The sequence below is a fragment of the Deltaproteobacteria bacterium genome (assembly GCA_019912665.1).
GTDB lineage: Bacteria > Desulfobacterota > GWC2-55-46 > GWC2-55-46 > GWC2-55-46 > UBA5799.
Window position 1 is genome coordinate 406,703 of the sequence record JAIOIE010000006.1, and the last position, 24,582, is coordinate 431,284.

The following is a 24,582-nucleotide window of genomic DNA, read 5'->3' on the forward strand; positions in this document are numbered from 1 at the left end:
TCTCCTTGGAGTTGTTTAGGTCGCGAAACCGGGACATTTTAGCACAAAAGCTCAGAGCGCATCAAGGGAAGCGACCTTGTCCCTGTCCCTGGCTAGGCTCTTAAGTTTCCCCAATGCCTTTACCTCTATCTGGCGCACCCTCTCCCTCGTAACTCCGAAGGCCTTGCCTATTGCTTCGAGGGTCTCCGGGCCGCCGTTCCCTATGCCGAACCTGAGCTTTATGACGCTCCGTTCGTTCTCTTCGAGGGTGGCGAGCCAGGCGTTCACCCTTTCGGCCTTGCGCTTACAGTCGAGAAGGTCTACCTGGGGGAGCGTTGCCTGGTCCTCGAGCCTGTCGAGGAGCGACTGCTCGCTTCCGTCCGGGAGGAACGCTTCAAGAGAGTAGCTCTTTTTTCCTATTGAGTCGAGCTTCTTGACATAGCGCCCGGAAAAACCGGTCCTCTCGGCAAGCTCGCTCCAGTCGGGCTCCCTGCTTAAGGCCATCGTAAGCTCCCTTGTTGCCCTGCAGAGCTTCGAGATATCTGCGGTGACATGTATGGGGAGCCTTACGACATTGGCCTGGTTGGCGATGGCCCTCTCGATGGACTGCTTAATCCAGTAGGTCGCGTAGGTTGAGAATTTGCAGCCCTTGGAGGCCCTGAACCTTTCGACGGACTTTATAAGCCCGATATTGCCCTCCTCGATAAGGTCCTGCAGCGGGAAGCCCCTGTTCATGTACTTCTTCGCGATATTGACCACGAGCCGGAGGTTCGCCTCTATCATTCGGCGCCTTGCCTCCTGGTCGCCCTTCATTATCCTTTTCGCGAGGAGCTTCTCTTCGGCGGGTTTTAGGAGCGGGAACTTCTTGATGGTATTGAAGTAGAACTTTACAGAATCTGTTGAAAAGCCATCAGAACCTTCGCTGCCGTTCCGGGCGTGCTTCCTGATGAAATTGCCCGGATTTGACCCATCATGCTTCTCCATACGGCCTCTACCCCTTCCCTAAGGATTAGTCCGGGACAAAGAAGCATTATCAGGTCGCGTTTCCGGTTTTAAACCTTTTACAACAATTCTCGGGTCATGGCAAGAAAAAAAGCGGGTTCCTTACGGTCTTCCCCTGGCGGATCTCGAAATGGAGGTGCGGCGTTGAAGCGTTCCCGGAACGCCCGACGGTCGCTATCCGGGCGCCTTTTTCCACCTTTTCACCGTGGTTTACAAGGTTTTCCCTGTTATGCGCATAGACGGAATAAAAATCATCCGCGTGCCTTAGTATGATTATCCTCCCGTACCCGCGCATGCTAGTATCGACGAAGACGACCTCGCCCGCATCCGCGGCGAAGACAGACGCCCCCTCCTCTGCCTTTATGTCCATGCCGCCGTGCCGCACACCGTTCCTCATGCCGAAATGCGAGATGACACTCCCTTTAACGGGCCATATGAACCGCCCCTTTTCCACTACTATGCGTCCGGTCTCTTCCTTTGCGCCGGAAGCCGGCGGCGAATAGGGCTTGACCTTTCTTACTTTCGATACTCCGGGAATGAATATCTTCGCGCCTGCCTTGATATCCGTGGGGTCTTTGATATTATTTATCTCGGCGACCTCCTGTAGCTCCACCCCGTAAGTCTTCGATATCCTCCAGAGGGTCTCTCCCCTGTTAACGGTGTGATATACGCCCGGACCGGCGCAGCCTTGAATGGAGAGAAGCGCGAAAGAAAAAAGGAGAAGCAGTGAAACGATTCTGTGGAAGGGAGTGCTCAAAAAAAACATCAGGACTCTTTTTTCTAAAAGTTGCTGAAAAACTAAAAATCTTATCAGGCCGCTCAAAAAGCTAAAGTTGCAAGGAGTCGAAAAATGAGGATGAGGCGTACTTTGTTTGTACGCCGGATTGTCCAATTTTGAAGACGACGCAGCAGATTGGGTTTTTTCAGCAGCCTGGCTAAAAGCCGCCCGCCTTAAGCGCGAGCCTAACAGCCTCGACCGGGCTTTCCGTTTTAATCACTTCGGCGGATACGTCCCACGTCTTTATGCCAATGACCTGCTTCCCGGACTTTAGCGCAAGGGCTATCTCCGAAAGTGTGCCGTAGCCCCCGCCTATTGCTATGAGCGCCGAGGCCGCCCTTACTATAAGCGCGTTCCTCATCTCGCCCATGCCAGTTGATACAGGAATGTCTATGTATTCGTTGGCCTCGCCCGGGTCGAGCCCCGGGAGTATGCCGACCGTGAGCCCTCCCTTTGACCTGCAGCCCCTTGCCGAGGCCCTCATGACGCCTCCGAGGCCGCCGTTCACAAGAACGCACCCGGCTTCGGCTATTAGCGCCCCGGTCTTCTCGGCGAGCTCGTTCAGAGCCTCATCCTCAAGCCCGTAGCCGATGACCCCTATGACCAGCCTTCTTGCCGGACGGTCAGGCACGGTCCTTCTCTTCCCTCCAGCCGGCCTTGCCTATGAGCTTTACGAACCTGCACGCGCCGAGCGTCTCCGTTGCCGCGCCCCCGGCCTTTCTGGTGATCCTCAGTAGTTTCTGGGAGTCCTCCCCCCCGACCGGGATTATGAGCCTTCCGCCGGGCTTGAGCTGGTCTACGAGGGCCTGCGGCACCTCGGGCGAGCCCGCTGCGACGACGACGGCATCGAACGGGGCCTCGTCAGGCCAGCCCATTGTGCCGTCGCCTACCCTTATGACGACGTTACGGCAAAGGAGGCTATCAAGGAGTTTCCGCGCCCTGTCGGCGATCTTGGATATCCGCTCTACCGAATATACCTTCCCGGCAAGTAGCGAAAGGACGGCCGCCTGGTAGCCGGAGCCGGTCCCAATCTCGAGCACCCTCTCGGTCCCGGCAAGCCCGAGCGACTCGGCCATGAAGGCGACCATGTAGGGCTGGGATATCGTCTGCTTCTCTCCTATGGGGAGCGGGTAGTCGGAGTATGCCTGCGAATGGAGGGCCTCGTCCACGAAGAGGTGTCTCGGGACGGCCAGCATGGCGTCAAGCACCGCGCTGGACCTTATGCCGCGCGGTATGAGCTGGGTATCGAGCATGTGCCGCCTCGACCGCTCGTATATGTCCCTCTTTATCCTCAGCGCCGCCTGTCCGGCCCCGGCCTTTTTCATCTTATCTTCCAGCCCCGAAGCTCCGTGAGGGAACGGTAGTTGGTCATGTCGAGGTGTATGGGCGTTATGGAGACATAGCCGTCATGCACGGCCCTGAAGTCGGCGTCCGCGCCCCCTTCCCACCTTTCGAGGTCGCCGCCTATCCAGTAGTATTTCTTGCCCCTGGGGTCCACCTTCTCGACCACGGCGTCGCTGAAGAACCTCTTCCCCTGCGTCGTAATCCTGTATCCCTTGGGAGCCTCGGCCGGGACATTGACATTAAGTAGCGTGTCCCTGGGCATCCCTTGCTTGATCACGTGCCTTGCAAGCCTCGCGGCAAAGGCCGCGGCATACCCGAAGTCGTAGCCGTCCTTCTCAAGGAGCGATACGGCTATCGACGGGATCCCGAGAAGGGTCCCCTCCATTGCGGCGGAGACCGTTCCGGAATAGGATACGTCCTCGCCCATGTTGCCGCCCTTGTTTATGCCCGATACGACGATATCGGGCCTCTCGGGGAGAATGCCGTTCACGGCAAGCGTAACGCAGTCGGTAGGGGTGCCGTCGACCGCGAACATCCGCGTCCCCGCCCCCTCTACCCTCAACGGCCTGTGGAGCGTAAGGGAATGGCTTGCCGCGCTCTTTTCCCTGTCCGGGGCGACCACATATACAGTCCCCACGCGCCGTAGCGCCGAGGCTAGCTTAAGTATCCCTTCAGAGCGTATGCCGTCGTCATTCGAGACCAGGATGACCTTCTTTTTCATTTCTGCCATTATACAATTTTAGCAGGGGCATGGGCGCCCCGTCCTCTCTTTCGGGGATTGTAGCGGATAAAAAAATATAATGTAAACTGCCCATGATTTCAACAGTATATTGGGCGGCCCCGGAGCCTCTAAAAAGGCGATCAGACTAAATATCCTCAAAGCGCACTGAAATGTGCTATATTAATCATGGCGCGGGCGCGGGTATTTTGATGATGACCCTTCAGTCCCGGACTTTACTTTTTTCAATGCTGAAATCAAAAAAGTCAGTCTGTTCAAAAAGCTCAAAATGCAATGAGTTCGAAAAATGAGGACGAGGCGTACTTCTGTAGTACGTCGGAGTGTCCAATTTTGAAGACGACGCAGCAGATTGGGCTTTTTCAGCGGCCTGACAGGGGGTAGCTGGTTCATGAACGGGGTAACATTTCCTCTCGTATTTCACGACGCAAGCCACGTAACCGACCACGACATATATTTCTTCAAGGAAGGGAACCATTACAAGCTATATAACAAGCTCGGCGCTCACCTCTCCGAGGTCAACGGCGTAAAGGGCGTCCACTTCGCGGTCTGGGCGCCTAACGCCGAGTCCGTTTCTGTAATGGGGGACTTTAACGGCTGGAACACCGAGACGCACCGGCTCAAGGTCCGCGACGACTGGTCGGGAGTCTGGGAGGGCTTCGTCCCCGGAATAGGCCATTCAACCCTATATAAGTACTTCATCAAATCGAGATTTCACGGCTACAGGGTGCAGAAGGGCGACCCCTTCGCCTTCCACTGGGAATGCCCGCCCAAGACCGCCTCTGTAGTATGGGACCTCTCCTACGAATGGGGCGACCAGGAATGGATGCTGAAGAGGAGGGAGCGTAACGCCCTGGACAAGCCCATCTCGATTTACGAGGTGCACCTGGGCTCGTGGAGAAAGGTCCCGGAGGAGGGCGGCCGGTCCTTGAGCTACCGCGAAATGGCGGTCCAGCTCGCCGATTATGTAAAGGAGATGGGCTTTACGCATGTCGAGTTCCTCCCGATCATGGAGCACCCGTTCTATGGCTCATGGGGTTACCAGACCCTCGGCTACTTCGCGCCGACCAGCAGGTTCGGCACGCCTCAGGATTTCATGTACCTCGTCGACTATCTACACCAGAACGACATCGGGGTCATACTCGACTGGGTGCCCTCGCATTTCCCCGGCGACGAATACGGCCTCTCTTACTTCGACGGCACGCACCTTTTCGAGCATTCCGACCCGAGGAAGGGCTTTCACCCGGACTGGGCGAGCTACATATTCAACTATGGACGTCACGAGGTGCGCTCATTCCTCATAAGCTCAGCGCTCTTCTGGCTCGACAAGTACCACGTGGACGGAATAAGGGTGGACGCCGTCGCGTCCATGCTCTACCTGGACTATTCGCGGGAGGAAGGAGAGTGGGTCCCCAACGAGCACGGCGGCAGGGAGAACATCGAGGCCATAGGGTTTTTGAAGCGCCTTAACGAGGCCGTATACCACGAGTTTCCCGACGTGCAGACCTTCGCGGAGGAGTCGACCGCATGGCCCATGGTCTCGAAACCCACATGGCTCGGCGGCCTGGGTTTCGGCATGAAATGGAACATGGGATGGATGCACGACACGCTAAAATATTTCTCAAAGGACCCGGTCTTCAGGAAGTACTACCATAACCAGCTCACCTTCAGCATCTGGTACGCCTTTACCGAGAATTTCATGCTGCCGCTCTCCCACGATGAGGTCGTGCACGGCAAGGGCTCGCTTATCGGGAAGATGCCCGGAGACGAGTGGCAGAAGCACGCGAACCTCCGGCTCCTTTACGGCTACATGTACGGGCACCCCGGGAAAAAGCTCCTCTTCATGGGCGGGGAGTTCGGGCAGGTAAGGGAATGGACTCACGACGAGAGCCTGGAATGGCACGTGCTTGCATACGGCTGCCACGCGGGCGTAAAGAGGTGGGTAGCGGATTTGAATCGCCTCTACCGGACCGATCCGGCCCTTCACGAGCTCGACTTCTCGGACGAGGGGTTCGAGTGGGTGGACTTCCACGACTGGGAAAACAGCGTGATAAGCTTCCTCCGTAAAGGCAGGGACCTTAAAGATACAGTGCTTGTCGTCTGCAATCTTACCCCGGTCTACCGGGAGCGGTACAGGATAGGCGTGCCCGAAGGCGGGTGGTGGCAGGAGATACTGAACAGCGATTCGGAAATTTACGGCGGTAGCGGAAAGGGGAACCTCGGCGGCGTGGACGCGGAAGAAATCACGTCGCACAAAAGGCCCTTCTCGCTCGATATTAGCCTCCCTCCCCTATCGGCTGTCTTTTTCAAGAGGAAGGGTTAATGCAAGTCAGGGTTTTGGCTTGTATGTTATCCTGTACACCGCCCCTGCCCTGTCGTCTGACACATAAAGCGCGCCGTCTTTGCCCACTACCGCGTCTACCGGCCTTCCCCATGCCTCACCTTCCACGAGCCAGCCGGTCACGACATCGAACGGAGCGCCGGAAGGTTTTCCCTTCGTAAAAGGTATTGCCGATAGCTTATAGCCGGTCGGAACTTCCCTGTCCCATGAGCCGTGGAAGGCTACATAAAGGGCATTTCTAAGCCTATTCGGGAAATCCAGGCCATAGCCGAAGGCAATCCCCAGGGGAGCGGAATGGGCCTGCATCTCAACAACCGGGGGTATGGTATCCTTGCACCGCTCAGGGCTCCCCAGCTCCGGGTCAGGCACCCGGCTCCCATAGCAGAAAGGCCAGCCGTAATCCCCGCCTTTCCTTATGAGGTTAAGCTCCTCGGGCGGGATGTCGTCTCCGATGCTGTCCCTCCCGTTATCCACGCCCCAGAGCTCGCCCGTTTCCGGGTGGAACATGATACCTACGCTATTTCGGAGACCGGTCGCGAATATCTCCGCTTTCGAATCCGTAAACCTCAGGACCGCCGCCCGCCTTTTGTCCGCCTCCATGCAGGCATTGCAGCTCGATCCGGCTGACACATAGAGCGAGTTGTCAGGCCCGGCCACGACGGTCCGCGTCCAGTGGCCGCCGCCCGCGGGCACGTCCTGGCTGAGTATCCTTTTCACATCGGCTTTTAGGTCGCCTGAAGCGTCCTCAAGGGCTATGAGACTCCCGGTCTCGGCGACTATGAGCGTGCCGTCCCTGAAGGCAAGGCCGTGCGGCCTCTTGAGGTTCCTGGCGAACACTATGATTTCGTCCGCCACGCCGTCTCGGTCTTTGTCAGGCAGCGCCAGGACGTTGCCTTCCGAAGGGGAGCTAAGGAATATCACTCCGTCGGTCCTTACTGCCATGAACCGGGCTCCTGGAACCCCGGCCGCATATACCGAGACCTTTAGCCCCGGAACGGCCTCAAGGGTCCTTTCAGTGGTGAATATGCCCTTTCTGAACTTCTCAGGGACTTCGAGACGGACAGGAGCGAGTGTTTCCCCGAAAAGGGATGAAGGGAGGAGGGCCGCCAAAAGGAGGACTGATATGTGGGCAAGCTTAAGCATCTTTTTCCTTACAAAAAAAAGGTGCGGTGCCGACAGGCTCTCTAACGAACATTCTACTTTGAAAAGCGGCCAGCCGCAACTCTTTACGGCCGTTTTGACTGAATTGGATTGGAATGCGAGGGACTGGCACTTACGGGAAGGCGTTATCTTGACAAGGGCTTTAAATATTTCTTAAACCATCTGGCAGCGAGGCTTGCGACCTCCTCCAGAGCGCCGGGTTCCTCGAAAAGGTGGGTAGCGCCGGGGACAATGACCATCTCCTTTTCCGCGGCTATCTTCTCGTAGGCCTTCCTGTTGAGCTCTATCACGATATCGTCCCTTCCGCCTACGATGAGTAGCGTCGGGGATTTGACCATTTGCAGGGCGTCCATCGCGAGGTCGGGCCGGCCTCCCCTGGAGACGACCGCGCCTATGGCGTCTCCGGTCCTTGCGGCACTCCGGAGTGCCGCGGCAGCGCCGGTGCTCGCGCCGAAGTACCCTATCCTCAGGCTTTTTGTCGCGTCCTCTTCGGCGAGCCAGGTTGTAGCCGCGTCTAGCCTTTCCGCAAGGAGGCCGATATCGAACCGGGTCTCGTAGTCGATGTCCTCATCCCTCGTAAGTAGGTCCATGAGGAGTGTCCCGAGCCCGGCTTTCCTCAGGACCCCGGCCACGTAGTTGTTCCTCGGGCTGTGGCGTGAGCTGCCGCTCCCGTGCGCGAAAAGGACTATGCCTTCCGCGCCGTCGGGGACGGCAAGCGCGCCCTCGAGTCTTACCCTGCCGGACGGTATGTATACTAGAGATCCGGAATCGCTCACAAGCCTCATTCAGCACCGTTTTTTTTACAAGTCAGGACGGATTTTCCCTATTTGTAAGTATTGCCGCAGGGCCGGGACATGTCAAGAAAAGGCAGGGCCGGAATCTCCCCCTCAGAGCTTATTCAGGCCGTTCAGGGCAGCCTCCTTGTAGGCGTCCGAAAGGGTCGGATAATTGAAAACCGCGTCCTTGAAGTAATCTATGGGCCCGCCGTAGCACATGACCGCCTGGCCGAGGTGTATGAGCTCGCTTGCGCGCTCGCCGACGATATGGACCCCGAGGAGCCGCCTCGTATCCCTGTCGAAGATGAGCTTGAGCATGCCGTGGGTGTCGCCTATTATCTGCCCCCTCGCGACCTCGTGGAAGTACGCGGAGCCGGTCTCGTAGGGTACTCCCTTCAGCATCAGGCTCTCCTCCGTCTCCCCGACCATGGCTATCTCGGGTATGGTGTAGATGCCGTAAGGCAGAAGGCCGGGAAGCTCGCAGGTGATCCCCTCCTTGTGGAAGGCGTGGCAGACTGCCCTCCTACCCTGCTCCATCGAGGTAGAGGCGAGCGACGGGAAGCCTATTACGTCCCCTATGGCGTAGATGTGCGGGACGGTCGTCTGAAAGTCCTCGTTAACGGATATGAGCCCCCTTGAGTCGGCCTTGAGCCCTGCAGCGCCGAGGTTCAGGGTATCGGAATTACCGGTCCTCCCCATTGTGTAAAGGAGCTTTTCCGAGGCGAGCATCTTTCCGCTCTTAAGGCGCGTCACCACCCTTCCCGGGCTTTCCACCACGATGTCCACCACCTCTTCATCCAGCCTCATTGTCACGCCCGAGTGCCTCATCCTGTAGGTAAGGTTCTCAGCCACCTCCTCGTCCACGAAATTGAGGAGCCTCTTCCTTTTCTCGACGAGGTTCACTTTAACTCCGAGCGCAGCGAAGATGCACGCGTACTCGCAGCCGATTACGCCGCCGCCGACGATCGTGAGGTTCCTGGGGATCCTGTCGAGCTTCAAGATGGTGTCGCTGTCGTAGATGTGGCCGGAGTCGAAGGGTATTTCAGGCGGGCGCGCGGGCCTTGAGCCGGGGGCGAGCATTATGACTCCGGCCTTGAAGACCTCCCAGCCTCCCCCTTCTCCTCTCGCCTCAAGCGTATGGCTGTCCAGGAAGGATGCTGTCCCGTAAGCTATCGCGACCCTGTTCCGGCTGAACTGGTCCATTACCACTTCGAGCTGACGACGTATGACCTCGGTCTTACGGTGGAGTATCTCGTTCAGGGTCAAATCCCTGTCCATTATGAGCTGGAGGCCGAATATGGCCCGCTCCCTGAAACCCGAATAGAGTAGCGCCATCTCCCGGAGCGTCTTGCTCGGGAGCGTCCCGGTGTGTATACCGGCCCCGCCGAGATACGGGCTCCTCTCTACTATCACGACCCTTTTCCCGAGCTTCGCGGCCTGCAGCGCCGCCTTCTGCCCCCCCGGGCCCGAGCCCACGACTAGGACGTCGTATTCCCTCATGAACGCACCCCTGGATTAGACGATTAGACTAGCCTTGATTATACACTGGATACGCCGAAACAACGCGAAACTCTTCTTTAGAACTGCCTTCTTGACAGGAAGCTTATGTCAAAATCTGCGAGTGTTCTATTTTATTAAAATGATAGCCCTTCCTGCTATGTATTGCGCTTAAATTTTTTCTTGCAAATCCAAAAACCTCTGATATATTGATTTTTAGGGGCTCACGGATGAAACAACTTGCGCCAACTATGCACAAGCCATGCTTACACCTTGAAAGCACCAGTTGAGTTCCCTTCTAAAAAATTTAAATATTTTTTAAGCCAGCCGAAATAATATCGATACTAATCAAGTATCCTACTATTTTTCCTGCAATTTTCCCGCTTTTTCTTTATACGCTAGGAGCTCTGCCTATTTTATGAAAGAGCTGGACCATATACTTTTTCGAATTGTGACAATTCGAAAGGTGAAGGGGTATTCTCAGGCGGATGTGGCGGAAAAGCTGGGGATTGAGCGCTCTACCTATGCCCGTAAAGAAACGGGACATATACCGCTTACTTTGAACGATTTGCTATTAATAATGCAAGTTTTAGACATCAGACCTGAGGCCCTCTTCAGGTCTGATTACCAAAGTAATAGAAAACCTTAATGAGCCTCCTGGAGCCCATGCTCCCTCATTTTGTTTAATAACGTATTCCTGTGAAGCCCCATTTTTTTAGAAGCTTCCGTTCTGTTCCAATTGGTTTCCTGCAGAACCTTTATCAGGTACTCCTTTTCAAAGGCTTTCATTGCATCTTCATAGGTGACAGCAGGCTTGTTTACATTTGATTTGAAAAGTGTTTCAGGCAAAAAATCTGCGTCTATTATACTATCCTCAGCCGCCAGGACGACAAGCATCTCTGAGAGGTTCTGCAGTTCGCGCACATTCCCAAACCATGAATATTTTGTCAGAATATCCAGTGCCCTGTCTGTAATCCCGCCAATCCTTTTGTTGTATTTTTTACCGTATTCCGAAAGATAGTGCTGGACAAGCAAGGGGATGTCTTCCCTTCTATCCCTCAGCGGCGGGATATCTATCGGCAGTACATTCAGTCTGTAGTAAAGGTCCTCCCTGAAACGCCCCTCCTTGACTTCATTAAGCAGATTGACATTTGCGGCGGCTATGAATCTCACGTCTACCTTGACGGAAATAAGCGAGCCCACAGGCTCAAAAGACTTTTCCTGTATAACACGGAGCAACTTGACTTGCAGATGCGGTGGAAGTGTCGCTATTTCATCGAGGAATATGGTTCCACCATTGGCGAATTCTAATTTACCTATCGCCTTCTGGTTTGCCCCTGTAAAAGAGCCCTTTTCATGTCCAAACAGCTCCCTTTCCATCAAGTCAGAAGGGATTGCGCCGCAGTTGATGGCAACGAAAGGCTTTTGTGAGCGCGTACTGGTGTGATGTATCGCCTGGGCTACGAGTTCCTTGCCTGTTCCAGTCTCTCCAGTCAAGAGCACAGTTGTTGATGTTTTTGAAATAGCTTCCATAATTTGAAAGACGTGTTTCATCTTCGGGGACTCAGTTATTATCCCGTACTGATACATCGGACTCCTATTTAAGGTATGGGATAAGCTATAACAATCATAACCGATTTTACTGTGCGCTACAAGCACTTTGTAACTTTTTCTTTTAGCAGATTCAATAACGAAGTCCAACCTACTGCAGTGGGTTAATTGGAGAGGAACAATAATTTTCCTTATAAGCCTTTAAATTGTAATCGAATAACGATTCTCGATAGGAAGAATAATTGGCATTCCAAGGGAGCATGTTTTTTAACGGGAATCTCACGAGGACAGATGGCCGATAGGTGTTAATCAAATTCCACCTTTTCGCTTCTTCTTCGATATCAAGTTGCCAGTTGTCGTCCCGATGCAGCATTACACCAAAACTCTTATCATTCCTTTCCGACTCTCTTTTAAACTCACGAATATAAAATTCAAGGTTTGCCTTTATCGGAGGATAAGTCTCGCAGACAACCGTTTTGATATGTGGCGAAGCGCTCATTTTTTCCAAATCAACGCCGCGCTGTCTACCCCAAGCACCCCATCTATGGATTTCAGGCACTGTAAAATTCTTGTCCTTAATAATCTCGAAAGGCAGGCTCCAGTGATGTAGGCCGAAATATTTAACTCCTCTCCATTCCGTGGAACTATCTTCATTAACCTTGTTTGCAAGCTCGGCTATCTGATCGATCCAGATGGATTGAAATCGCTCTGTAACGAAGTCATCCCAATGTTTCCACACCCCTTCTGCCTTTGGAAGCTGGCTAAACGACTGGCCTGGATAGATAACCTCCGGGACGTTGTAGCCGGGGAAATACTCTGTCAACCCTCCTCCGTTAGCAGCCATCTCAGGCGTATGGACAGGGAAGCTATTTACGATTTTCCCATCATGAATAATCATATTTGCCTTACAATATTCTCGCCAGGCCTTTAAGACGGCGGGGCTGAAAGTCGGGTTGTTCCAATAGTCATATCTGTTATTGTTCCCTTTTCTTTCTCCAAAATAAGCCAGGACATCCTCGTTGAAGAAGTACCCGCTTAGTAATCCTTTAAACGGCTCAAGATATTTCTCCCTGTATTCTTTCAGGAACCAAGCCATAGCCTCCCCGTTCAACACGTCAAAAAGCGGCTTTCCATCGACTTCTGCCAGGATTATTGTCCCATCCGGCAGCATTCTATACGCCTGGTATTCTACTGGTATCTTGCCAAATGACCTTATTCGGTCCCTGAGCCTCCATGAGGTTGCCCATAGCTCTATCCCGTACCTCTTTGCGGTTTCAGCTATCTTATGATGCACTTTCAAATCCTCGTCATTATAGTATAACGTTTCGAACTCGAGGCCATGGACGCGATCCTTTATTTCCTCAAAAATTCTTTCAGCTTCCTCGACCGTGCTTATGGCACCAAAACTGCTGGTGTTGTACGTACTGAGAGATTGAACCAGCAGGTAAACGCTCTCAGTGCAGGCGGGTTTCTCTATCGGAGCATTATTCGATACTTTATTATTTGGTGTGTCCGGAGGCCTTGAGTCGAGAATGGATATCGCTAGCATTTTCCCCTTAGCCTCTATGTGAGCCGTGCCATCACCTATTTGTTTGAGTATGCCGAGGCCAAAAACATTTTCGCCAACGGTGAAACTTCTCTGTTCGTTAAATTTCTGGCTCTCAAAAACAATATAGCTCTGGCCACTACTGGTTGTAACTGTGCCGACCAGGGCAACGTTGTCAGCAAGATTGGGCGAACCAAATTGCTCGCTAGCAAATGGATGTGAAATACTTTCTTTAACAGGACCTTCGCCCTCCGAGAAATAATTGACTGGAACAAGAGGAATTAATTTGACTGGCTCAGATTTAAGGGGCTGTGCGGTATTAGTATTTACTTCAAAAGAAGGCCCATATTTCCAGGCTATAGCCTCCCTTAAGAGACTTACAAAAAAGACGGTTATTATAGCCCCTACGATGAATTTTTTAGAGGCAATGACTCTCATATTTTCGCTTTCCTGACGCCTTATTCCCTTGAATGGCTCAGCTGCGAAAACTAGCGATACTCTCAGGCTTTCAAATGGGATGGATTAATACAGCGCAAAGGTGGTCTTCTCTTAAAAGCGGGGAGGCAAATTCAAGGTGCAGTAAAAATCGGCAGCTAGGAGTTGTCGGCTTATTCTGCTATAAGTCTTCGGCTTATGTCCTTCGGACAGCCGCTCCATCCATCATACGGGAGCTGGTGTTATATGCGGCAAATAATCTTGAAGGACTGAAAAAAAGTGTTGACTAGCTTATCTCGCCGATTATCCTTGCGAGCTTCTCGTGCATCTCTTTGGCGATTATCGCGAGCGCCGGGTTCTCTATCATGGACATGACCACGACAGGGTCGACGGCCGCAACAGTGGCCCCGCCCTCGTCGTTCTCGTATATTATGACATGGAACGGGAGGAGGAGCCCCGCCTCGGTCTCAACCGTCACGGCCTTGTGCACGAGCTGCGCGTGGCAGACCGAGAGGACCCTGTACTTCCGGAATTCCTTCCCGAGCCTCTGCCTGAAGAGGCCCGCCATGTCGAGCTCGTCCATTACCCCGAAGCAGTCCGTCTCAAGGGCCGCGCGCACGCTCTCGACCGCCAGGTCGAAATCCGAACCGAGCTTCTTGGATATGGAATACTTGCCCATGGCCTCTCTTCGAAGTGATTCACGGGCTTTTTCATGGGGTCCACCCGCGTCCAGCCGTCTTACAGACACGCCTGCTTTATTCCAGTTACCTCTGTCGTTTATATAGAGAGGTCAATCCAGAGAGAAGAAATCCGGCGGAAACTCCGGGTCAACGACCAGGCCGTCCATCCGGACGCGCTCGACGAGTTTGCCGCCTGCGTCGTAGGCCTCTACCTTGACAGGGAGGCGGGTCTCCTGGTCGAGCCATAGCCGGTACATGTTTATCCCGTCCACCTCGCGGCCGTCCCGGCCTTCGACCTCGACGAGCAGGGCCTTTTTCCCGTCAACGTCCTCTTCGCCCAGGACTTCGAGGGAACCGTCTTCCTTGAGCTCGCTTACATTTTCGAGGAGCGTCCCTATTGAAGACTCATCGACAGTGTGCCCGCGCGAGCTCCTTATAAGCCTGTCTTCCGGTTCAAGCCGCATCTTGAACGACTGGAGGAACCTGAACGGACGGAGGAGCACTTCCCTCTCGAGCGGGTCATAGATGAGGACCGCCCCCCTGTGCGGCTCTTCGAACTCCATCCTGATATATCCGGGCTTTTTGTAGAAATACCTGATGACTTCGGTCCTGTCGGACTCGGCCCTGAGCGTGACGCTATAGGCCTCAAGACGCCGGAAGCTTTCAAGGGCGGCATCGACCGGGTCTCCGGCCGAGAGAGCTATGGAAACGGCAAGCAGTCCAAAAAGCATCCGGTGCCCTCGTTTTGGGCGCTACGGGACGATTCCGTTCTCTTTGGATTATAGCCGCAACCGTGCGGATTGCAAGGCAGGCTCAGCCCTTCTCGCGTTCAAGGACCGGGTAGGCGACGTTTGTTATATAGGAATTTATCCTCTTGAGGTTCGTAAGGACGTCAAGATGTATGGCGCTCGTGTCAATGGATTCCCTGAAACCCTTGTGGAGCCTGTCTATGTGGTTCTGCCTTAAATCCCTTTCGAGCTCGGAAAGCCTCTGCTTGTGCGTTATAAGCCTCCTTGCGAGCTCGAGGTCGCTCCCGGCAAAAGCGGCTACTCCCATCTCGAAGTCCTCGACCACCCTCCTGTGGAGTTCCTTGATCTCCCTCATTCCGTCAGCCGAGAAGGAGAGGCCGCCCTTTATCTTCTTCCGCGCAAGCTCCATGAGGTTCTTGTCTATGACGTCGCCGATGTTCTCGATGTTGTCGGAGAAGAGCATTATCTCGATCTCCCGTTTTGCCTGCTCCTCGGTGAGGCTTTCCCTCGAAAGCTTCGTTAAGAAGAGCTTCACCTCCCTGTCGAGTAGGTCGACGTCGTCGTCCTTCTCCTGTATCTCTTCGAGGAGGTCCTGGTCGTCATATTCGAAGACCCTGATCGATTTTTCGAGCATCTCCTGGACTATGTCCGCGGCCCGGAGAGACTCCCTGGAAGCCTGCACGAGCGCTAGCGTCGGGGATGAAAGGACTATGGGGTCAAGGTACTTGGCCCCGAACTTGGCCGGGGCCTTGGATTCAGGCATGAGCCTGGTCACGAGCCGTGTGAACGGGCCTGTAAAGGGGAGGAAGATGGCCGCTATACCAATATTAAAGAAGGTGTGCGCGTTCGCCACCTGCCTGGCCGGGTCGGCAGTCGAGGCCCCGACTAGCATGGCGAAATAGTCGAGAAAAGGGAGGACTATGACGACGCCGAGCGCCTTAAAGAGCGTGTGCGCGAGCGCGACCCTTTTTGCCTCAACGCCCGCCCCTATGGAGGAGATGACGGCCGTGAAGGTCGTGCCTATGTTCGCGCCGAGGACAATGGGGACGGCTGCCTCGAGTGAAAGAAGCCCCGAGAGAGCGGCAGTGAGCGCGATGCCGAGGGTGGCGGCGCTGCTCTGGAAAAGCGCGGTAAGGAGCGCGGAGACGATTATCCCGGCAAAGGGGTCCTTGCTCAAGCCCACCAGGAACTCCCTGAAGAGCGGGTTAGCCGATACCGGCTCGAAGGTCTCTATGAGAATCTTCAGGGCGAAAAAGACCAGGCCGAAGCCCAGCACGGCCTGGCCGACGTCCTTCCATCTCCCCCTGCCGAGCGAGATCATGACCACGCCGAGCCCTATTACGCCTATGGCGTAATCGTACACCTTGAACGCTATCACCTGGACGGTAATGGTCGTCCCGATGTCGGCGCCGAGGATGACGCCCATGGTCTGGCCGAGGGTCATCAGGCCCGAGCCCACGAACCCGACGAGCATGACGGTCGTAGCGCTCGAGCTCTGGAGGAGGGCCGTTATTGCCGCGCCGACCCCGACGCCCTTAAGTCGGTTGTCGGTGGCCGTCAGGAGAAAGCCCCTGAGCTTCGCTCCGGCGGTCCTCTGGAGCCCGTCACCGGCAAGCCTCATCCCGAAAAGGACGAGAGCTACGCCGCCGAACAGGCTGAGTATAAGTATTGTGGTCACGTTATAAATTAACCTTTTGAAAAATGGCGGGTTTTGTGAAACCAGGGCTACACAATCTTATCGCCCTGCGGGCGCGGGCGCAAGGGTTTTCCCCTTGTCCGGAGGCGTGCGGGGCCGGATTTGCCTTGCAATTTTTCAAACTAAAAGTATAATTACGGCACGCTTGGATGGGCTATGAAGCATATATCCGCCTTACTCGGGCCCTGAAAATCCGCGCGGAGCACCGCGCCAAAATATTGCTCTGGAGGAATGATGACCAACATAATCGACGTTATCGCGAGGGAGATACTCGATTCGAGGGGGAACCCGACCGTGGAGGTCGAGGTCACCCTTGACGGAGGATTCAAGGGCAGGGCCGCTGTCCCGTCCGGCGCATCGACCGGCAAGTTCGAGGCGGTGGAGCTAAGGGACAACGACAAGAAGAGGTATCTCGGGAAAGGCGTACTCAAGGCCGTAAGGAACGTAAACGAGAAGATATCGAAGGAGATACGCGGACTGGACGCCTCCGACCAGCCCTTGATAGACCGGACCCTCATAGCCCTCGACGGGACCGATAACAAAAAGAGGCTCGGCGCGAACGCCATGCTCGGCGTCTCCATGGCGGTCGCGAAGGCGTCAGCAGCAGCCTCCATGCTCCCACTGTACAGGTACATAGGCGGGGCGAACGCCAGGGTCCTCCCGGTCCCCATGATGAACATCATAAACGGAGGGGCGCACGCGGACAATAACCTCGACATACAGGAATTCATGGTCGTTCCAGCGGGTTTTAGCTCCTTCAGGGAAGCGCTTCGGGCCGGGGTCGAGGTCTTCCACAGCTTGAAATCCATACTCAAGAAAAAGGGGCTTTCGACTGCCGTGGGCGACGAGGGCGGCTTCGCCCCGGCGCTCGGAAGCAACAGGGAGGCGCTGGAGGTCATTATCCAGGCGATAGAGAAGGCGGGCTACAAGGCCGGGCAGGATGTCATGCTGGCCCTGGACTGCGCGTCGAGCGAGATGTACAAGGACGCGGCCTACATGCTCGAAGGCCAGGAGCTTTCGGCAGACGAGATGGTCGACTATCTCGCAGGCCTTGTGAAGGATTTCCCAGTGATATCTATTGAAGACGGCGTTTCGGAGGACGACTGGAAAGGCTGGGCTCTACTTACGAAGAAGCTCGGCGAAAGGGTCCAGCTCGTGGGCGACGACCTCTTCGTAACGAACGTAGCGAGGCTCAGGCGCGGCATAGACGAAGGCATAGCGAACTCCATCCTCGTCAAGGTGAACCAGATAGGCACACTTACCGAAACCCTGGAGGCCGTGCAGATGGCCGTCAGGGCCGGGTACACGGCAGTCATCTCTCACAGGAGCGGGGAGACGGAGGACGCGACCATCGCCGATATAAGTGTAGCCACGAACGCCGGGCAGATAAAGACCGGCTCCGCTTCCAGGACCGACAGGACCGCCAAATACAACCAGCTTCTCAGGATAGAGGAAGAGCTAGGGACCGAGGCCGTATTTCCCGGCATGGACGCCTTCAAGGTAAAGAGGGCGCACTTATTATAAATCGGAAAACAGGCGGGGGCCGGGCAGAACAGGCCCGCTCCGCCTTATTTCCCGTTTTCCCCGGCATTATGTTATAATTTCAGACGGCCCGGATAGCCCCCCGTTATCCTGCCGTTTTTTCCACGAAACCTTGGAATGAGTCCCATCCTGCCAAGGCCCGTAACCGCGAAAAAAGTCCCGCGGGTTCCCAGGATAACCCGCTTTCCCGTCAGGTGTTACACTCGACTGCCGGCGTCTTTTTTCGTCAACCCTCAAACTGGAGGTTTTGTGTCGTTCGAAGGCCTTGTGATCGAGGCGATAATAATCCTGGCGCTTATAATCTTTAACGGCTTCTTCTCAAGCGCCGAGATAGCCATAATATCCGCAAAAAGAAGCATAATCGAAAAACTCGCCAAGGACGGGAACCTTTCAGCCGAAATCGTGAGCCGGATGAAGGAAAACCCGGACAGGTTCCTGGCTACCGTCCAGGTAGGAGTGACGGTCGTAGGCACCACCGCCTCGGTCATAGGGGGCGTCATAGCATCGGAGCACTTCAAGCCCCTCCTCCAGTCTATTCCGGTAATACCCCAGCAGGTGGCAAGCCTCCTTGCGCTCGGCGCGGTAGTAGCCGTAATCTCCTATGTTAGCCTCGTAGTCGGCGAGCTAGTGCCCAAGCACCTTGCATTGAGGTACGCCGAGAAGATAGCTCTTTTCTCCGCCAAGCCGCTCGACTTCATATCGAGGCTCACGGACGTGCCCGTAAGGCTCCTTACCGGCTCCACCTCGGCGGTCATGAGGATGCTCGGCGTAAAGGACACGGCCAAGCAGGTGTTCATATCCGAGGAGGAGATAAAATACTTCATCAAGGAAGGCCGCGCGACCGGCATATTCGAGGAGACCGAGGCCCAGCTCCTCCACGGCATATTCGAGTTCGCGGACAAGACCGTGAGGGAGGTCATGGTCCCCAAGCACAAGATAAGCGGGATAGAAATAAACACGCCTCCCGACGAGGTACTGAAGTTCATATCCGAGTCCGGGTTCTCGAGATATCCGGTCTACCGCGACAGCATAGACAGGATTGTGGGAGTGCTTTTCAACAAGGACGTATTCAGCTCCCTGGAGAAGGGCAGGACTCTGGATTTGAAGTCCATCATACGGACGCCTTATTTCGTCCCCAACTCCATAATGATCAGCAAGCTCCTCCGCGAGCTCCAGAGGCGGAAGTTCCACATGGCAATTGTCGTCGACGAGCACGGCGATATCGACGGGCTTGTAACAATCGAAGACATACTTGAGGAGATAGTCGGGGAGATCGAAGACGAGTATGACGTGGGCGCGGGCGGCCCCGTCGAGAAGCTACGGGACGGCACCATGATAATAGACGCCTCTGCGTCGCTAGGCGACCTCTCGAACCTCGGCATCGAGATAGAGGAAGAGGCAGAGGAGTACAATACCCTCGCCGGCTTCATGCTCGCGAAGCTCCAGAGAGTGCCGAGAGGCGGGGAGTTCGTCATCCACAAGGACATGCGGCTTACCGTGGTGGACGTCGAGCAGAACCGCATAATAAAGGTAAAAGTCGAGCCGCTTGAGGCCGGGAAAAGGAAAAAGGCCTGACTTCATCTATAAGAGCGGCCGGGGCTTTCTCCCCTGCCGCTCTCATTTCATCCTGCTTACGCCTGCCGCTTCAAAACCTTCATAAGCTCCTTCAAGGGCCTCGCGTTGAGGACGTCTTTCTTCTCAAGCCAGCCCCTTCGGGCCGTGTGTATTCCGTAGACGATATTTTCGAGGTGGTGTATGGAGTGCGAGTCGGTCGAGACGGCCACCATCACGCCCTTCTGTCTCGCGAGCAGGCAGTGGACGTCGTTAAGGTCCAGCCTGTCCGGGTAGGCGTTTAGCTCCATTGCGACGCCGTGCCCCTTTGCCTCGTCCATGACCTTCTCGAGGTCTATCTGGTATGGCTCCCTCTCGCCTATGAGCCTTCCGGTCGGATGCCCTATTATGTTCACGAGTCCCGTACGGATAGCCTTTATGACACGGGTAGTCATCTCCTTCATCTCCATGCGGAAACCCGAATGGACCGAGGCGACGACGCAGTCGAGCTTCCTTAACGCCCTTTCCGGGTGGTCTAGCGAGCCGTCAGCCCGTATGTCCACTTCCGTTGCCTTCAATGCCCTGAACTTCTTCCGCTGTCTTTTCATCCTGTCGTTGAACTCGTCCACTGCCCTCAACTGGGCGTTGAGGCGCGCCTCGTCGAGCCCCCTTGCTATGCCCACCGCCTTCGAGTGGTCGGTGACGGCCATGTACTCGTAGCCCATCTTCATGGCGGCCTCGGCCATCTGGTCGAGCGTGTACGTGCCGTCGCTCTCCTTCGTATGCACGTGGAGGTCGCCTTTAATGTCGGTCCTCTCTATAAGCCTGGGAAGGCTACCCTCCTCTGCCGCCTCTATCTCGCCCCTGTTTTCGCGTAGCTCCGGCGGTATCCACGGGAGCCCCACGGCCCTGTACACGTCCTCCTCCCTCTCGCCCGCCACCCATACCTCGCCCTTTTCCCTGAAGACCCCGTACTCGCTTATCTTGAGGCCCATCCTCCTGGCCCTCTCCCTCAAGGCCACGTTGTGCGCCTTGGAGCCGGTAAAATACTGGAGCGCCGAGCCGAAGGAGCGCTTATCGAGCACCCTTATATCCACCTGGAGCCCGGAGGCGAGCACCACCGTTGATTTGGTCTCCCCTTTTGACACCACCTCGGCTATGTCCGGGTGTTTCACGAAGTGGTCCATTACGGCGCGCGCATCCGAGCAGGTGACAAGGATATCGAGGTCTCCTACGGTCTCCTTCCACCTCCGGTAGCTCCCGGAGGGGGCTACCTCCATGATGCCCGGGACCTCGCTCATGTATTTCGTGAAGGACCGTTCGTAGGGCACTACCGCGGATAGCTTGAACTGCCGGGACCTGGTCTTCATCTCCCTTATGCCGCGGAGTATCTTCTGCTCGGTTACCTCCCCGAAGCCGCGTATCCCCCGTATGTGCCCGGCCTCTGCCGCCCGCTCGAGCCCCTCGAGGCCGCTTATGCCGAGTTCCTTATGGAGGACCGCGGCCTTTTTCGGCCCGAGGCCGGATACCTTTATCATCTCGAGCATCCCGTGTGGCATCTCTCCAAGGAGCTCGCGGTGGTAAGCGCACCTGCCGGTCGTAAGGAGCTCGATTATTTTATTCCTCGTGCTCTCCCCTATGCCCGGGATTCCCTTAAGGCCGTCCTCTCCACCTTCGGCGTAAAGGGTCTTAAGGCTCTCGGGCAGACCCTCCACCACCATCCCCGCGTTCCTGTACGAGCGGATCCTGAAGGTATCGCCCCCTTTTATTTCAAGGAGGTCCGCTATCTCGAAAAAGACCTTGGCAATCTCGCCGTTCTCCAATTTTCCCTCGGTAAGGTCAAGTATTTTGTGTCAAGCAGGCAATTAGCCGGCTTCCATAAAAACGTACCAGGCGAATTTACCCGTTCGGCGAGGACCCCAGCCTCCTTTCAAACTGTAGCGGCATATTATATAATATACAATGTTCCGCACGGGCAGGCCAGCCGAACGGAATCCGGCCTCGCCAAATTTGGAATTGACACAGGGGGCCGCTTTACCTAAACTTAGCAGGACACAGGGGTTTCAAAGACGTAGGATCGGAAGGCCGTATACAAATGAAGCGCAACCCAATAGGCGTATTCGACTCAGGAATAGGAGGGCTTACGGTCCTTCGCGAGATAACCTCGCTCCTGCCGAACGAGTGCACGGTCTATTTCGGGGACACCGCCAGGGTGCCTTACGGCAGCAAGTCGCGTGAGACTATCGAAAGGTACTCCTTCGAGATAGCGGCTTTTCTCGCAAAACATAATATCAAGCTGCTGGTAGCCGCCTGCAATACCGCCTCGGCCTTCGCGGTCCCGAGGCTTGCAAGGGAGCTTGCCATTCCGGTCCTGGGCGTCATCCTACCCGGAGCGCGCGCGGCAGCGGCCGCGACACGGACCGGCAGGGTCGGGGTCATAGGGACCGAGGGCACCATAAGGAGCGGCGCCTACGTCTCGGCTATAAAGGCCGAGAACCCGGCGGTGTCGGCCTTCGTAAAAGCCTGCCCCCTCTTCGTGCCGCTCGTTGAAGAGGGCTGGGCCGAGGACGAAATAACTGTAAAGGTCGCAGAGCGTTATCTTTCCGGGCTCAAGGAGGCCTCCATAGACACCCTGGTGCTCGGCTGCACGCACTACCCGCTCCTTAAAAGGACCATCGCTTCGGTCATGGGCGAAGGCGTTACGCTCATAGACTCGGCTGCCTCGACAGCCGCTGAGGTAAAGAGGACGCTTGCGGAAAGAGGGCTGCTGAACGATTGCGTGGGTGCGGCGTCACTCAGGTTTTTCGTTACCGACTCGCCCGAGAGGTTCATGGTCGTCGGCAAAAAATTCTTCGGCGACAGGCTCTCCGATGCGGAACTTGCCGTCCTTACAGAGGCTCAGGATGCCCAGAAGACGTAAAGGCGGTAAAAACACCCTTCTTATAACTGCCGCGGCCGCTGTAACGGTCGTTATCGGCGTTTTAATCCTCGTCTGGCTTTCCGGAAAACCTCCAAAGGACACGCGGGAGATAGACGTCTACTTCAGCGACGAGGAAGGGCTTTACCTAAAGGCCGAGAAGCGGAGCATAGATAAGGGCCCACTCCTCGCGGAGGCCAGGGAGGCGCTCGGAGAGCTTATAGAGGGGCCTGAGAGCGCTCAATTCGCCTCGGCCCTGCCGAGCGGAACGAAGCTCCTTGGCCTTAGAATAGATGACAAGACCGCAACCGTCGATCTCAGTAGAGAAGTCGTCGAGAACCATCCCGGCGGCTCGTCTTTCGAGATACAGACGGTTTATTCTGTAGTGAATACTCTCGCGCTCAATTTCCCCGAAATAGAAGACGTACAGATCCTCGTGGAAGGCAAAAAGACCGACACCATTGCCGGCCATATCGACGTGACCCTGCCGCTCGGGCCGGATCATAAAATAATCAGGAACTGACCAGAATGCCCGGAGAACGGACTTTCAGGCTGGAGAGGGATTCCCTGGGAGAAAGGGAAGTGCCCAAGGGAGCCTACTACGGCATACAGACGCTACGCGCCTCGGAGAACTTCCGGATAAGCGGCTTGAGGGCCCCCCGCGCCTTCATCAGAGCGACCGGGATCGTGAAGCTTGCCGCCTGCCGGGCAAACTTAAGCCTCGGCCTCCTTGAAAAGAGACTTGCCCGCGTCATTGAGAAGGCGGCGGAGGAGGTCATCGATGGCGGGCTCGATGGCGAGTTCATAGTGGACGTCTTTCAGGCCGGGGCAGGCACATCCCATAACATGAACGCCAACGAAGTCATAGCGAACAGGGCCATAGAAATCCTTGGCGGGAAGAAGGGCGACTACAGGCTCGTCCACCCGAACGACCACGTGAACATGAGCCAGTCCACGAATGACGCCATGCCCACGGCCCTCCGCATAGCCGCCCTTTCAGAATCTAACAGGCTCGTAGAGGCCCTCGGCGGCCTTGAGGCCGCGCTTAGGGCAAAGGCCAGAGAGTTTAGAGATGTAATCAAGTCCGGGAGGACGCATCTCCAGGACGCTGTGCCCATTACTCTCGGGCAGGAGTTCGGCTCATGGGCATCCGCCGTGAAAAGCTCGATCGAGAGAATAGCGCAGGCAAGGGAGCGGCTTAAGAGGATAGGGCTCGGCGGGACCGCCGTGGGGACCGGCATAAACACGCACCCGAGATACAGGGACACGGCACTTCGCGAGCTCTCAAAGGCGAGCGGGATAAAGGGGCTCAGGAAGGCTGAGGACTTTTTCGAGGCGCTAAGTAGCTTTACCGACTTTTCTTCCTTTTCCGGCGCGCTCAGGGACGCGGCGCTCGACCTCATACGGATAGCGAACGACTTGAGGCTCCTCTCTTCCGGGCCCATGACAGGGCTGGCTGAGATAAGGCTTCCGCCTGTGCAGCCAGGGTCGTCGATAATGCCTGGAAAGGTCAATCCCGTGATGGCCGAGATGGTGGACATGGTCGGCTTCCAGGTAATCGGCGCGGATGCTGCCATAGCCGCCGCAGCGCAGGAGGGCCAGCTTGAGCTTAATGTCATGCTCCCTGTCATAGGCCATAACCTGCTCCAATCCATAGACATACTGACAAATGCGGCCCTCGCCTTTTCCGAGCGGTGCGTAAAGGGCATAAAGGCGGACCCTGAGCGCTGCAGGCGGTATTTCGAGGCCTCTGAGGGGTTGGCGACCGCGCTAAATACCATTATAGGATACGAGAGGGCAGCCGAGGTGGTTAAGGAATCCATGAAGACCGGAAAGACGATAAAAGAGACTGTGCTGGGAAAAGGGATCCTCACCGGGACGGAGTGGGACCGTCTCCTGGACCCCAGTAGGATAACCAGCTCTGCGAAAACCTCCATCCCGAAAAAAGGGAGGCCGGGCAGATGACGTCCTGGTTCTTTCTCTTCATGGCCGGTTTTTTCGAGGTCGTCTGGGCAGTGGAACTCAAGCTCTCGCAGGGCTTCACCAGGACCGTCCCGACCATAGCTACCATAGCCGCCCTTGGCCTCAGCATGGGCTGCATGGCCCTTGCGTTGAAGACCATACCGATGGGCACCGCCTATGCCATATGGACCGGCATCGGCGCGGTCGGGACCGTGATAATCGGCATGACCCTCTTCGGCGAGCCACGGGAGGCGCTGAGGATAGCCTGCATCGGCCTAATCGTAATCGGCATAGCCGGACTTAAGCTGACCTCATAAAAACGGACTCACGCGAAAGGAA

22 protein-coding genes are annotated in these 24,582 nt (G+C 55.7%); 8 read left to right on the plus strand and 14 right to left on the minus strand.

Translation table 11 applies throughout. The features are described 5' to 3' along the window. Positions 1-51: 51 nt before the first annotated feature. The 5 genes from K8I01_01935 to surE all read right to left on the minus strand — a co-directional run bounded on the left by K8I01_01935 (position 52) and on the right by surE (position 3,824). Complete coding sequence (locus K8I01_01935; protein ID MBZ0219183.1) at positions 52-963, minus strand: sigma-70 family RNA polymerase sigma factor; 912 nt, start codon at positions 961-963, stop codon at positions 52-54. Between the two features lie 94 nt (positions 964-1,057). Next, entirely contained in the window at positions 1,058-1,747 is a 690-nt protein-coding gene (locus K8I01_01940) for a M23 family metallopeptidase (protein MBZ0219184.1), read from the minus strand. Positions 1,748-1,916: 169 nt separating this feature from the next. Beyond that, positions 1,917-2,366, minus strand: a complete 450-nt coding sequence (locus K8I01_01945) for a TIGR00725 family protein (GenBank protein MBZ0219185.1) — start codon at positions 2,364-2,366, stop codon at positions 1,917-1,919. A gap of 16 nt (positions 2,367-2,382) precedes the next feature. Further along, positions 2,383-3,084, minus strand: a complete 702-nt coding sequence (locus K8I01_01950) for a protein-L-isoaspartate(D-aspartate) O-methyltransferase (protein MBZ0219186.1) — start codon at positions 3,082-3,084, stop codon at positions 2,383-2,385. Next, positions 3,081-3,824 (minus strand): 5'/3'-nucleotidase SurE, encoded by a 744-nt coding sequence (gene surE, locus K8I01_01955; GenBank protein MBZ0219187.1) that lies wholly within the window; start codon positions 3,822-3,824, stop codon positions 3,081-3,083. Before surE ends, K8I01_01950 begins: the two co-directional genes overlap by 4 nt. Positions 3,825-4,230: 406 nt before the next feature. Between surE and glgB the strand changes: the two genes are divergently transcribed. After that, positions 4,231-6,162: a 1,4-alpha-glucan branching protein GlgB gene (gene glgB / locus K8I01_01960; protein ID MBZ0219188.1), complete on the plus strand. Its 1,932-nt coding sequence runs from the start codon at positions 4,231-4,233 to the stop codon at positions 6,160-6,162. A gap of 6 nt (positions 6,163-6,168) precedes the next feature. Here the strand turns inward: glgB and K8I01_01965 are convergent, their stop codons facing one another. The 3 genes from K8I01_01965 to sthA all read right to left on the minus strand — a co-directional run bounded on the left by K8I01_01965 (position 6,169) and on the right by sthA (position 9,617). Continuing rightward, a complete protein-coding gene (locus tag K8I01_01965; GenBank protein ID MBZ0219189.1) occupies positions 6,169-7,323 on the minus strand; it encodes a PQQ-dependent sugar dehydrogenase in 1,155 nt (384 codons plus the stop codon). 143 nt (positions 7,324-7,466) lie between these two features. Further along, on the minus strand, positions 7,467-8,126 hold the full coding sequence (locus K8I01_01970) for a dienelactone hydrolase family protein (protein MBZ0219190.1): 660 nt from the start codon (positions 8,124-8,126) through the stop codon (positions 7,467-7,469). Positions 8,127-8,228: 102 nt separating this feature from the next. Then, a complete protein-coding gene (gene sthA, locus K8I01_01975; GenBank protein ID MBZ0219191.1) occupies positions 8,229-9,617 on the minus strand; it encodes a Si-specific NAD(P)(+) transhydrogenase in 1,389 nt (462 codons plus the stop codon). Between the two features lie 415 nt (positions 9,618-10,032). Between sthA and K8I01_01980 the strand changes: the two genes are divergently transcribed. Further along, positions 10,033-10,263 (plus strand): helix-turn-helix domain-containing protein, encoded by a 231-nt coding sequence (locus tag K8I01_01980; GenBank protein MBZ0219192.1) that lies wholly within the window; start codon positions 10,033-10,035, stop codon positions 10,261-10,263. Here K8I01_01980 and K8I01_01985 read toward each other — a convergent pair. From K8I01_01985 to K8I01_02005, 5 genes are all read right to left on the minus strand, one after another. Continuing rightward, positions 10,260-11,204 carry a sigma-54 dependent transcriptional regulator gene (locus tag K8I01_01985; GenBank protein MBZ0219193.1) on the minus strand — a complete coding sequence of 315 codons (945 nt, stop codon included), beginning with the start codon at positions 11,202-11,204 and terminating at the stop codon, positions 10,260-10,262. The genes K8I01_01980 and K8I01_01985 overlap by 4 nt on opposite strands. Before the next feature lie 112 nt (positions 11,205-11,316). Beyond that, a complete protein-coding gene (locus K8I01_01990; protein MBZ0219194.1) occupies positions 11,317-13,149 on the minus strand; it encodes a hypothetical protein in 1,833 nt (610 codons plus the stop codon). A 283-nt stretch (positions 13,150-13,432) separates the two neighbouring features. Beyond that, positions 13,433-13,825, minus strand: a complete 393-nt coding sequence (locus tag K8I01_01995; GenBank protein MBZ0219195.1) for a DUF302 domain-containing protein — start codon at positions 13,823-13,825, stop codon at positions 13,433-13,435. Positions 13,826-13,936: 111 nt separating this feature from the next. Then, positions 13,937-14,557: a DUF1571 domain-containing protein gene (locus K8I01_02000; GenBank protein ID MBZ0219196.1), complete on the minus strand. Its 621-nt coding sequence runs from the start codon at positions 14,555-14,557 to the stop codon at positions 13,937-13,939. Positions 14,558-14,639: 82 nt separating this feature from the next. Beyond that, positions 14,640-16,253, minus strand: a complete 1,614-nt coding sequence (locus K8I01_02005; protein MBZ0219197.1) for a Na/Pi cotransporter family protein — start codon at positions 16,251-16,253, stop codon at positions 14,640-14,642. A gap of 252 nt (positions 16,254-16,505) precedes the next feature. Between K8I01_02005 and eno the strand changes: the two genes are divergently transcribed. Both eno and K8I01_02015 read left to right on the plus strand, forming a co-directional pair. Then, positions 16,506-17,795 (plus strand): phosphopyruvate hydratase, encoded by a 1,290-nt coding sequence (gene eno, locus K8I01_02010; GenBank protein MBZ0219198.1) that lies wholly within the window; start codon positions 16,506-16,508, stop codon positions 17,793-17,795. A gap of 267 nt (positions 17,796-18,062) precedes the next feature. Further along, on the plus strand, positions 18,063-19,388 hold the full coding sequence (locus K8I01_02015) for a hemolysin family protein (GenBank protein ID MBZ0219199.1): 1,326 nt from the start codon (positions 18,063-18,065) through the stop codon (positions 19,386-19,388). Between the two features lie 56 nt (positions 19,389-19,444). Here the strand turns inward: K8I01_02015 and polX are convergent, their stop codons facing one another. Next, positions 19,445-21,187, minus strand: a complete 1,743-nt coding sequence (gene polX / locus K8I01_02020) for a DNA polymerase/3'-5' exonuclease PolX (GenBank protein ID MBZ0219200.1) — start codon at positions 21,185-21,187, stop codon at positions 19,445-19,447. A 272-nt stretch (positions 21,188-21,459) separates the two neighbouring features. Between polX and murI the strand changes: the two genes are divergently transcribed. The 4 genes from murI to K8I01_02040 are packed head-to-tail and all read left to right on the plus strand — an operon-like array spanning position 21,460 to position 24,560. Further along, positions 21,460-22,284, plus strand: a complete 825-nt coding sequence (gene murI, locus K8I01_02025; GenBank protein ID MBZ0219201.1) for a glutamate racemase — start codon at positions 21,460-21,462, stop codon at positions 22,282-22,284. Next, positions 22,268-22,804 (plus strand): GerMN domain-containing protein, encoded by a 537-nt coding sequence (locus K8I01_02030; GenBank protein MBZ0219202.1) that lies wholly within the window; start codon positions 22,268-22,270, stop codon positions 22,802-22,804. The genes murI and K8I01_02030 overlap by 17 nt, the downstream gene beginning before the upstream one ends. Positions 22,805-22,809: 5 nt before the next feature. After that, positions 22,810-24,246, plus strand: coding sequence for an aspartate ammonia-lyase (locus K8I01_02035; protein MBZ0219203.1), 1,437 nt, complete (start codon positions 22,810-22,812; stop codon positions 24,244-24,246). Beyond that, a complete protein-coding gene (locus K8I01_02040) occupies positions 24,243-24,560 on the plus strand; it encodes a multidrug efflux SMR transporter (GenBank protein MBZ0219204.1) in 318 nt (105 codons plus the stop codon). The genes K8I01_02035 and K8I01_02040 overlap by 4 nt, the downstream gene beginning before the upstream one ends. The last annotated feature ends 22 nt before the right edge of the window (positions 24,561-24,582 follow it).

Excerpts from the sequence above, each read along its gene's own strand:
- K8I01_02035 (MBZ0219203.1), top strand. The coding sequence starts at position 22,810 with ATGCCCGGAGAACGGACTTTCAGGCTGGAGAGGGATTCCCTGGGAGAA.
- glgB (MBZ0219188.1), top strand. The coding sequence starts at position 4,231 with ATGAACGGGGTAACATTTCCTCTCGTATTTCACGACGCAAGCCACGTA.
- sthA (MBZ0219191.1), bottom strand. The coding sequence starts at position 9,617 with ATGAGGGAATACGACGTCCTAGTCGTGGGCTCGGGCCCGGGGGGGCAG.
- K8I01_01995 (MBZ0219195.1), bottom strand. The coding sequence starts at position 13,825 with ATGGGCAAGTATTCCATATCCAAGAAGCTCGGTTCGGATTTCGACCTG.
- K8I01_01940 (MBZ0219184.1), bottom strand. The coding sequence starts at position 1,747 with ATGTTTTTTTTGAGCACTCCCTTCCACAGAATCGTTTCACTGCTTCTC.
- murI (MBZ0219201.1), top strand. The coding sequence starts at position 21,460 with ATGAAGCGCAACCCAATAGGCGTATTCGACTCAGGAATAGGAGGGCTT.
- K8I01_02030 (MBZ0219202.1), top strand. The coding sequence starts at position 22,268 with ATGCCCAGAAGACGTAAAGGCGGTAAAAACACCCTTCTTATAACTGCC.
- surE (MBZ0219187.1), bottom strand. The coding sequence starts at position 3,824 with ATGAAAAAGAAGGTCATCCTGGTCTCGAATGACGACGGCATACGCTCT.
- K8I01_01935 (MBZ0219183.1), bottom strand. The coding sequence starts at position 963 with ATGGAGAAGCATGATGGGTCAAATCCGGGCAATTTCATCAGGAAGCAC.
- K8I01_02040 (MBZ0219204.1), top strand. The coding sequence starts at position 24,243 with ATGACGTCCTGGTTCTTTCTCTTCATGGCCGGTTTTTTCGAGGTCGTC.
- K8I01_01950 (MBZ0219186.1), bottom strand. The coding sequence starts at position 3,084 with ATGAAAAAGGCCGGGGCCGGACAGGCGGCGCTGAGGATAAAGAGGGAC.
- K8I01_02000 (MBZ0219196.1), bottom strand. The coding sequence starts at position 14,557 with ATGCTTTTTGGACTGCTTGCCGTTTCCATAGCTCTCTCGGCCGGAGAC.
- K8I01_01970 (MBZ0219190.1), bottom strand. The coding sequence starts at position 8,126 with ATGAGGCTTGTGAGCGATTCCGGATCTCTAGTATACATACCGTCCGGC.
- K8I01_01965 (MBZ0219189.1), bottom strand. The coding sequence starts at position 7,323 with ATGCTTAAGCTTGCCCACATATCAGTCCTCCTTTTGGCGGCCCTCCTC.
- K8I01_01985 (MBZ0219193.1), bottom strand. The coding sequence starts at position 11,204 with ATGTATCAGTACGGGATAATAACTGAGTCCCCGAAGATGAAACACGTC.
- eno (MBZ0219198.1), top strand. The coding sequence starts at position 16,506 with ATGACCAACATAATCGACGTTATCGCGAGGGAGATACTCGATTCGAGG.
- K8I01_01990 (MBZ0219194.1), bottom strand. The coding sequence starts at position 13,149 with ATGAGAGTCATTGCCTCTAAAAAATTCATCGTAGGGGCTATAATAACC.
- K8I01_01980 (MBZ0219192.1), top strand. The coding sequence starts at position 10,033 with ATGAAAGAGCTGGACCATATACTTTTTCGAATTGTGACAATTCGAAAG.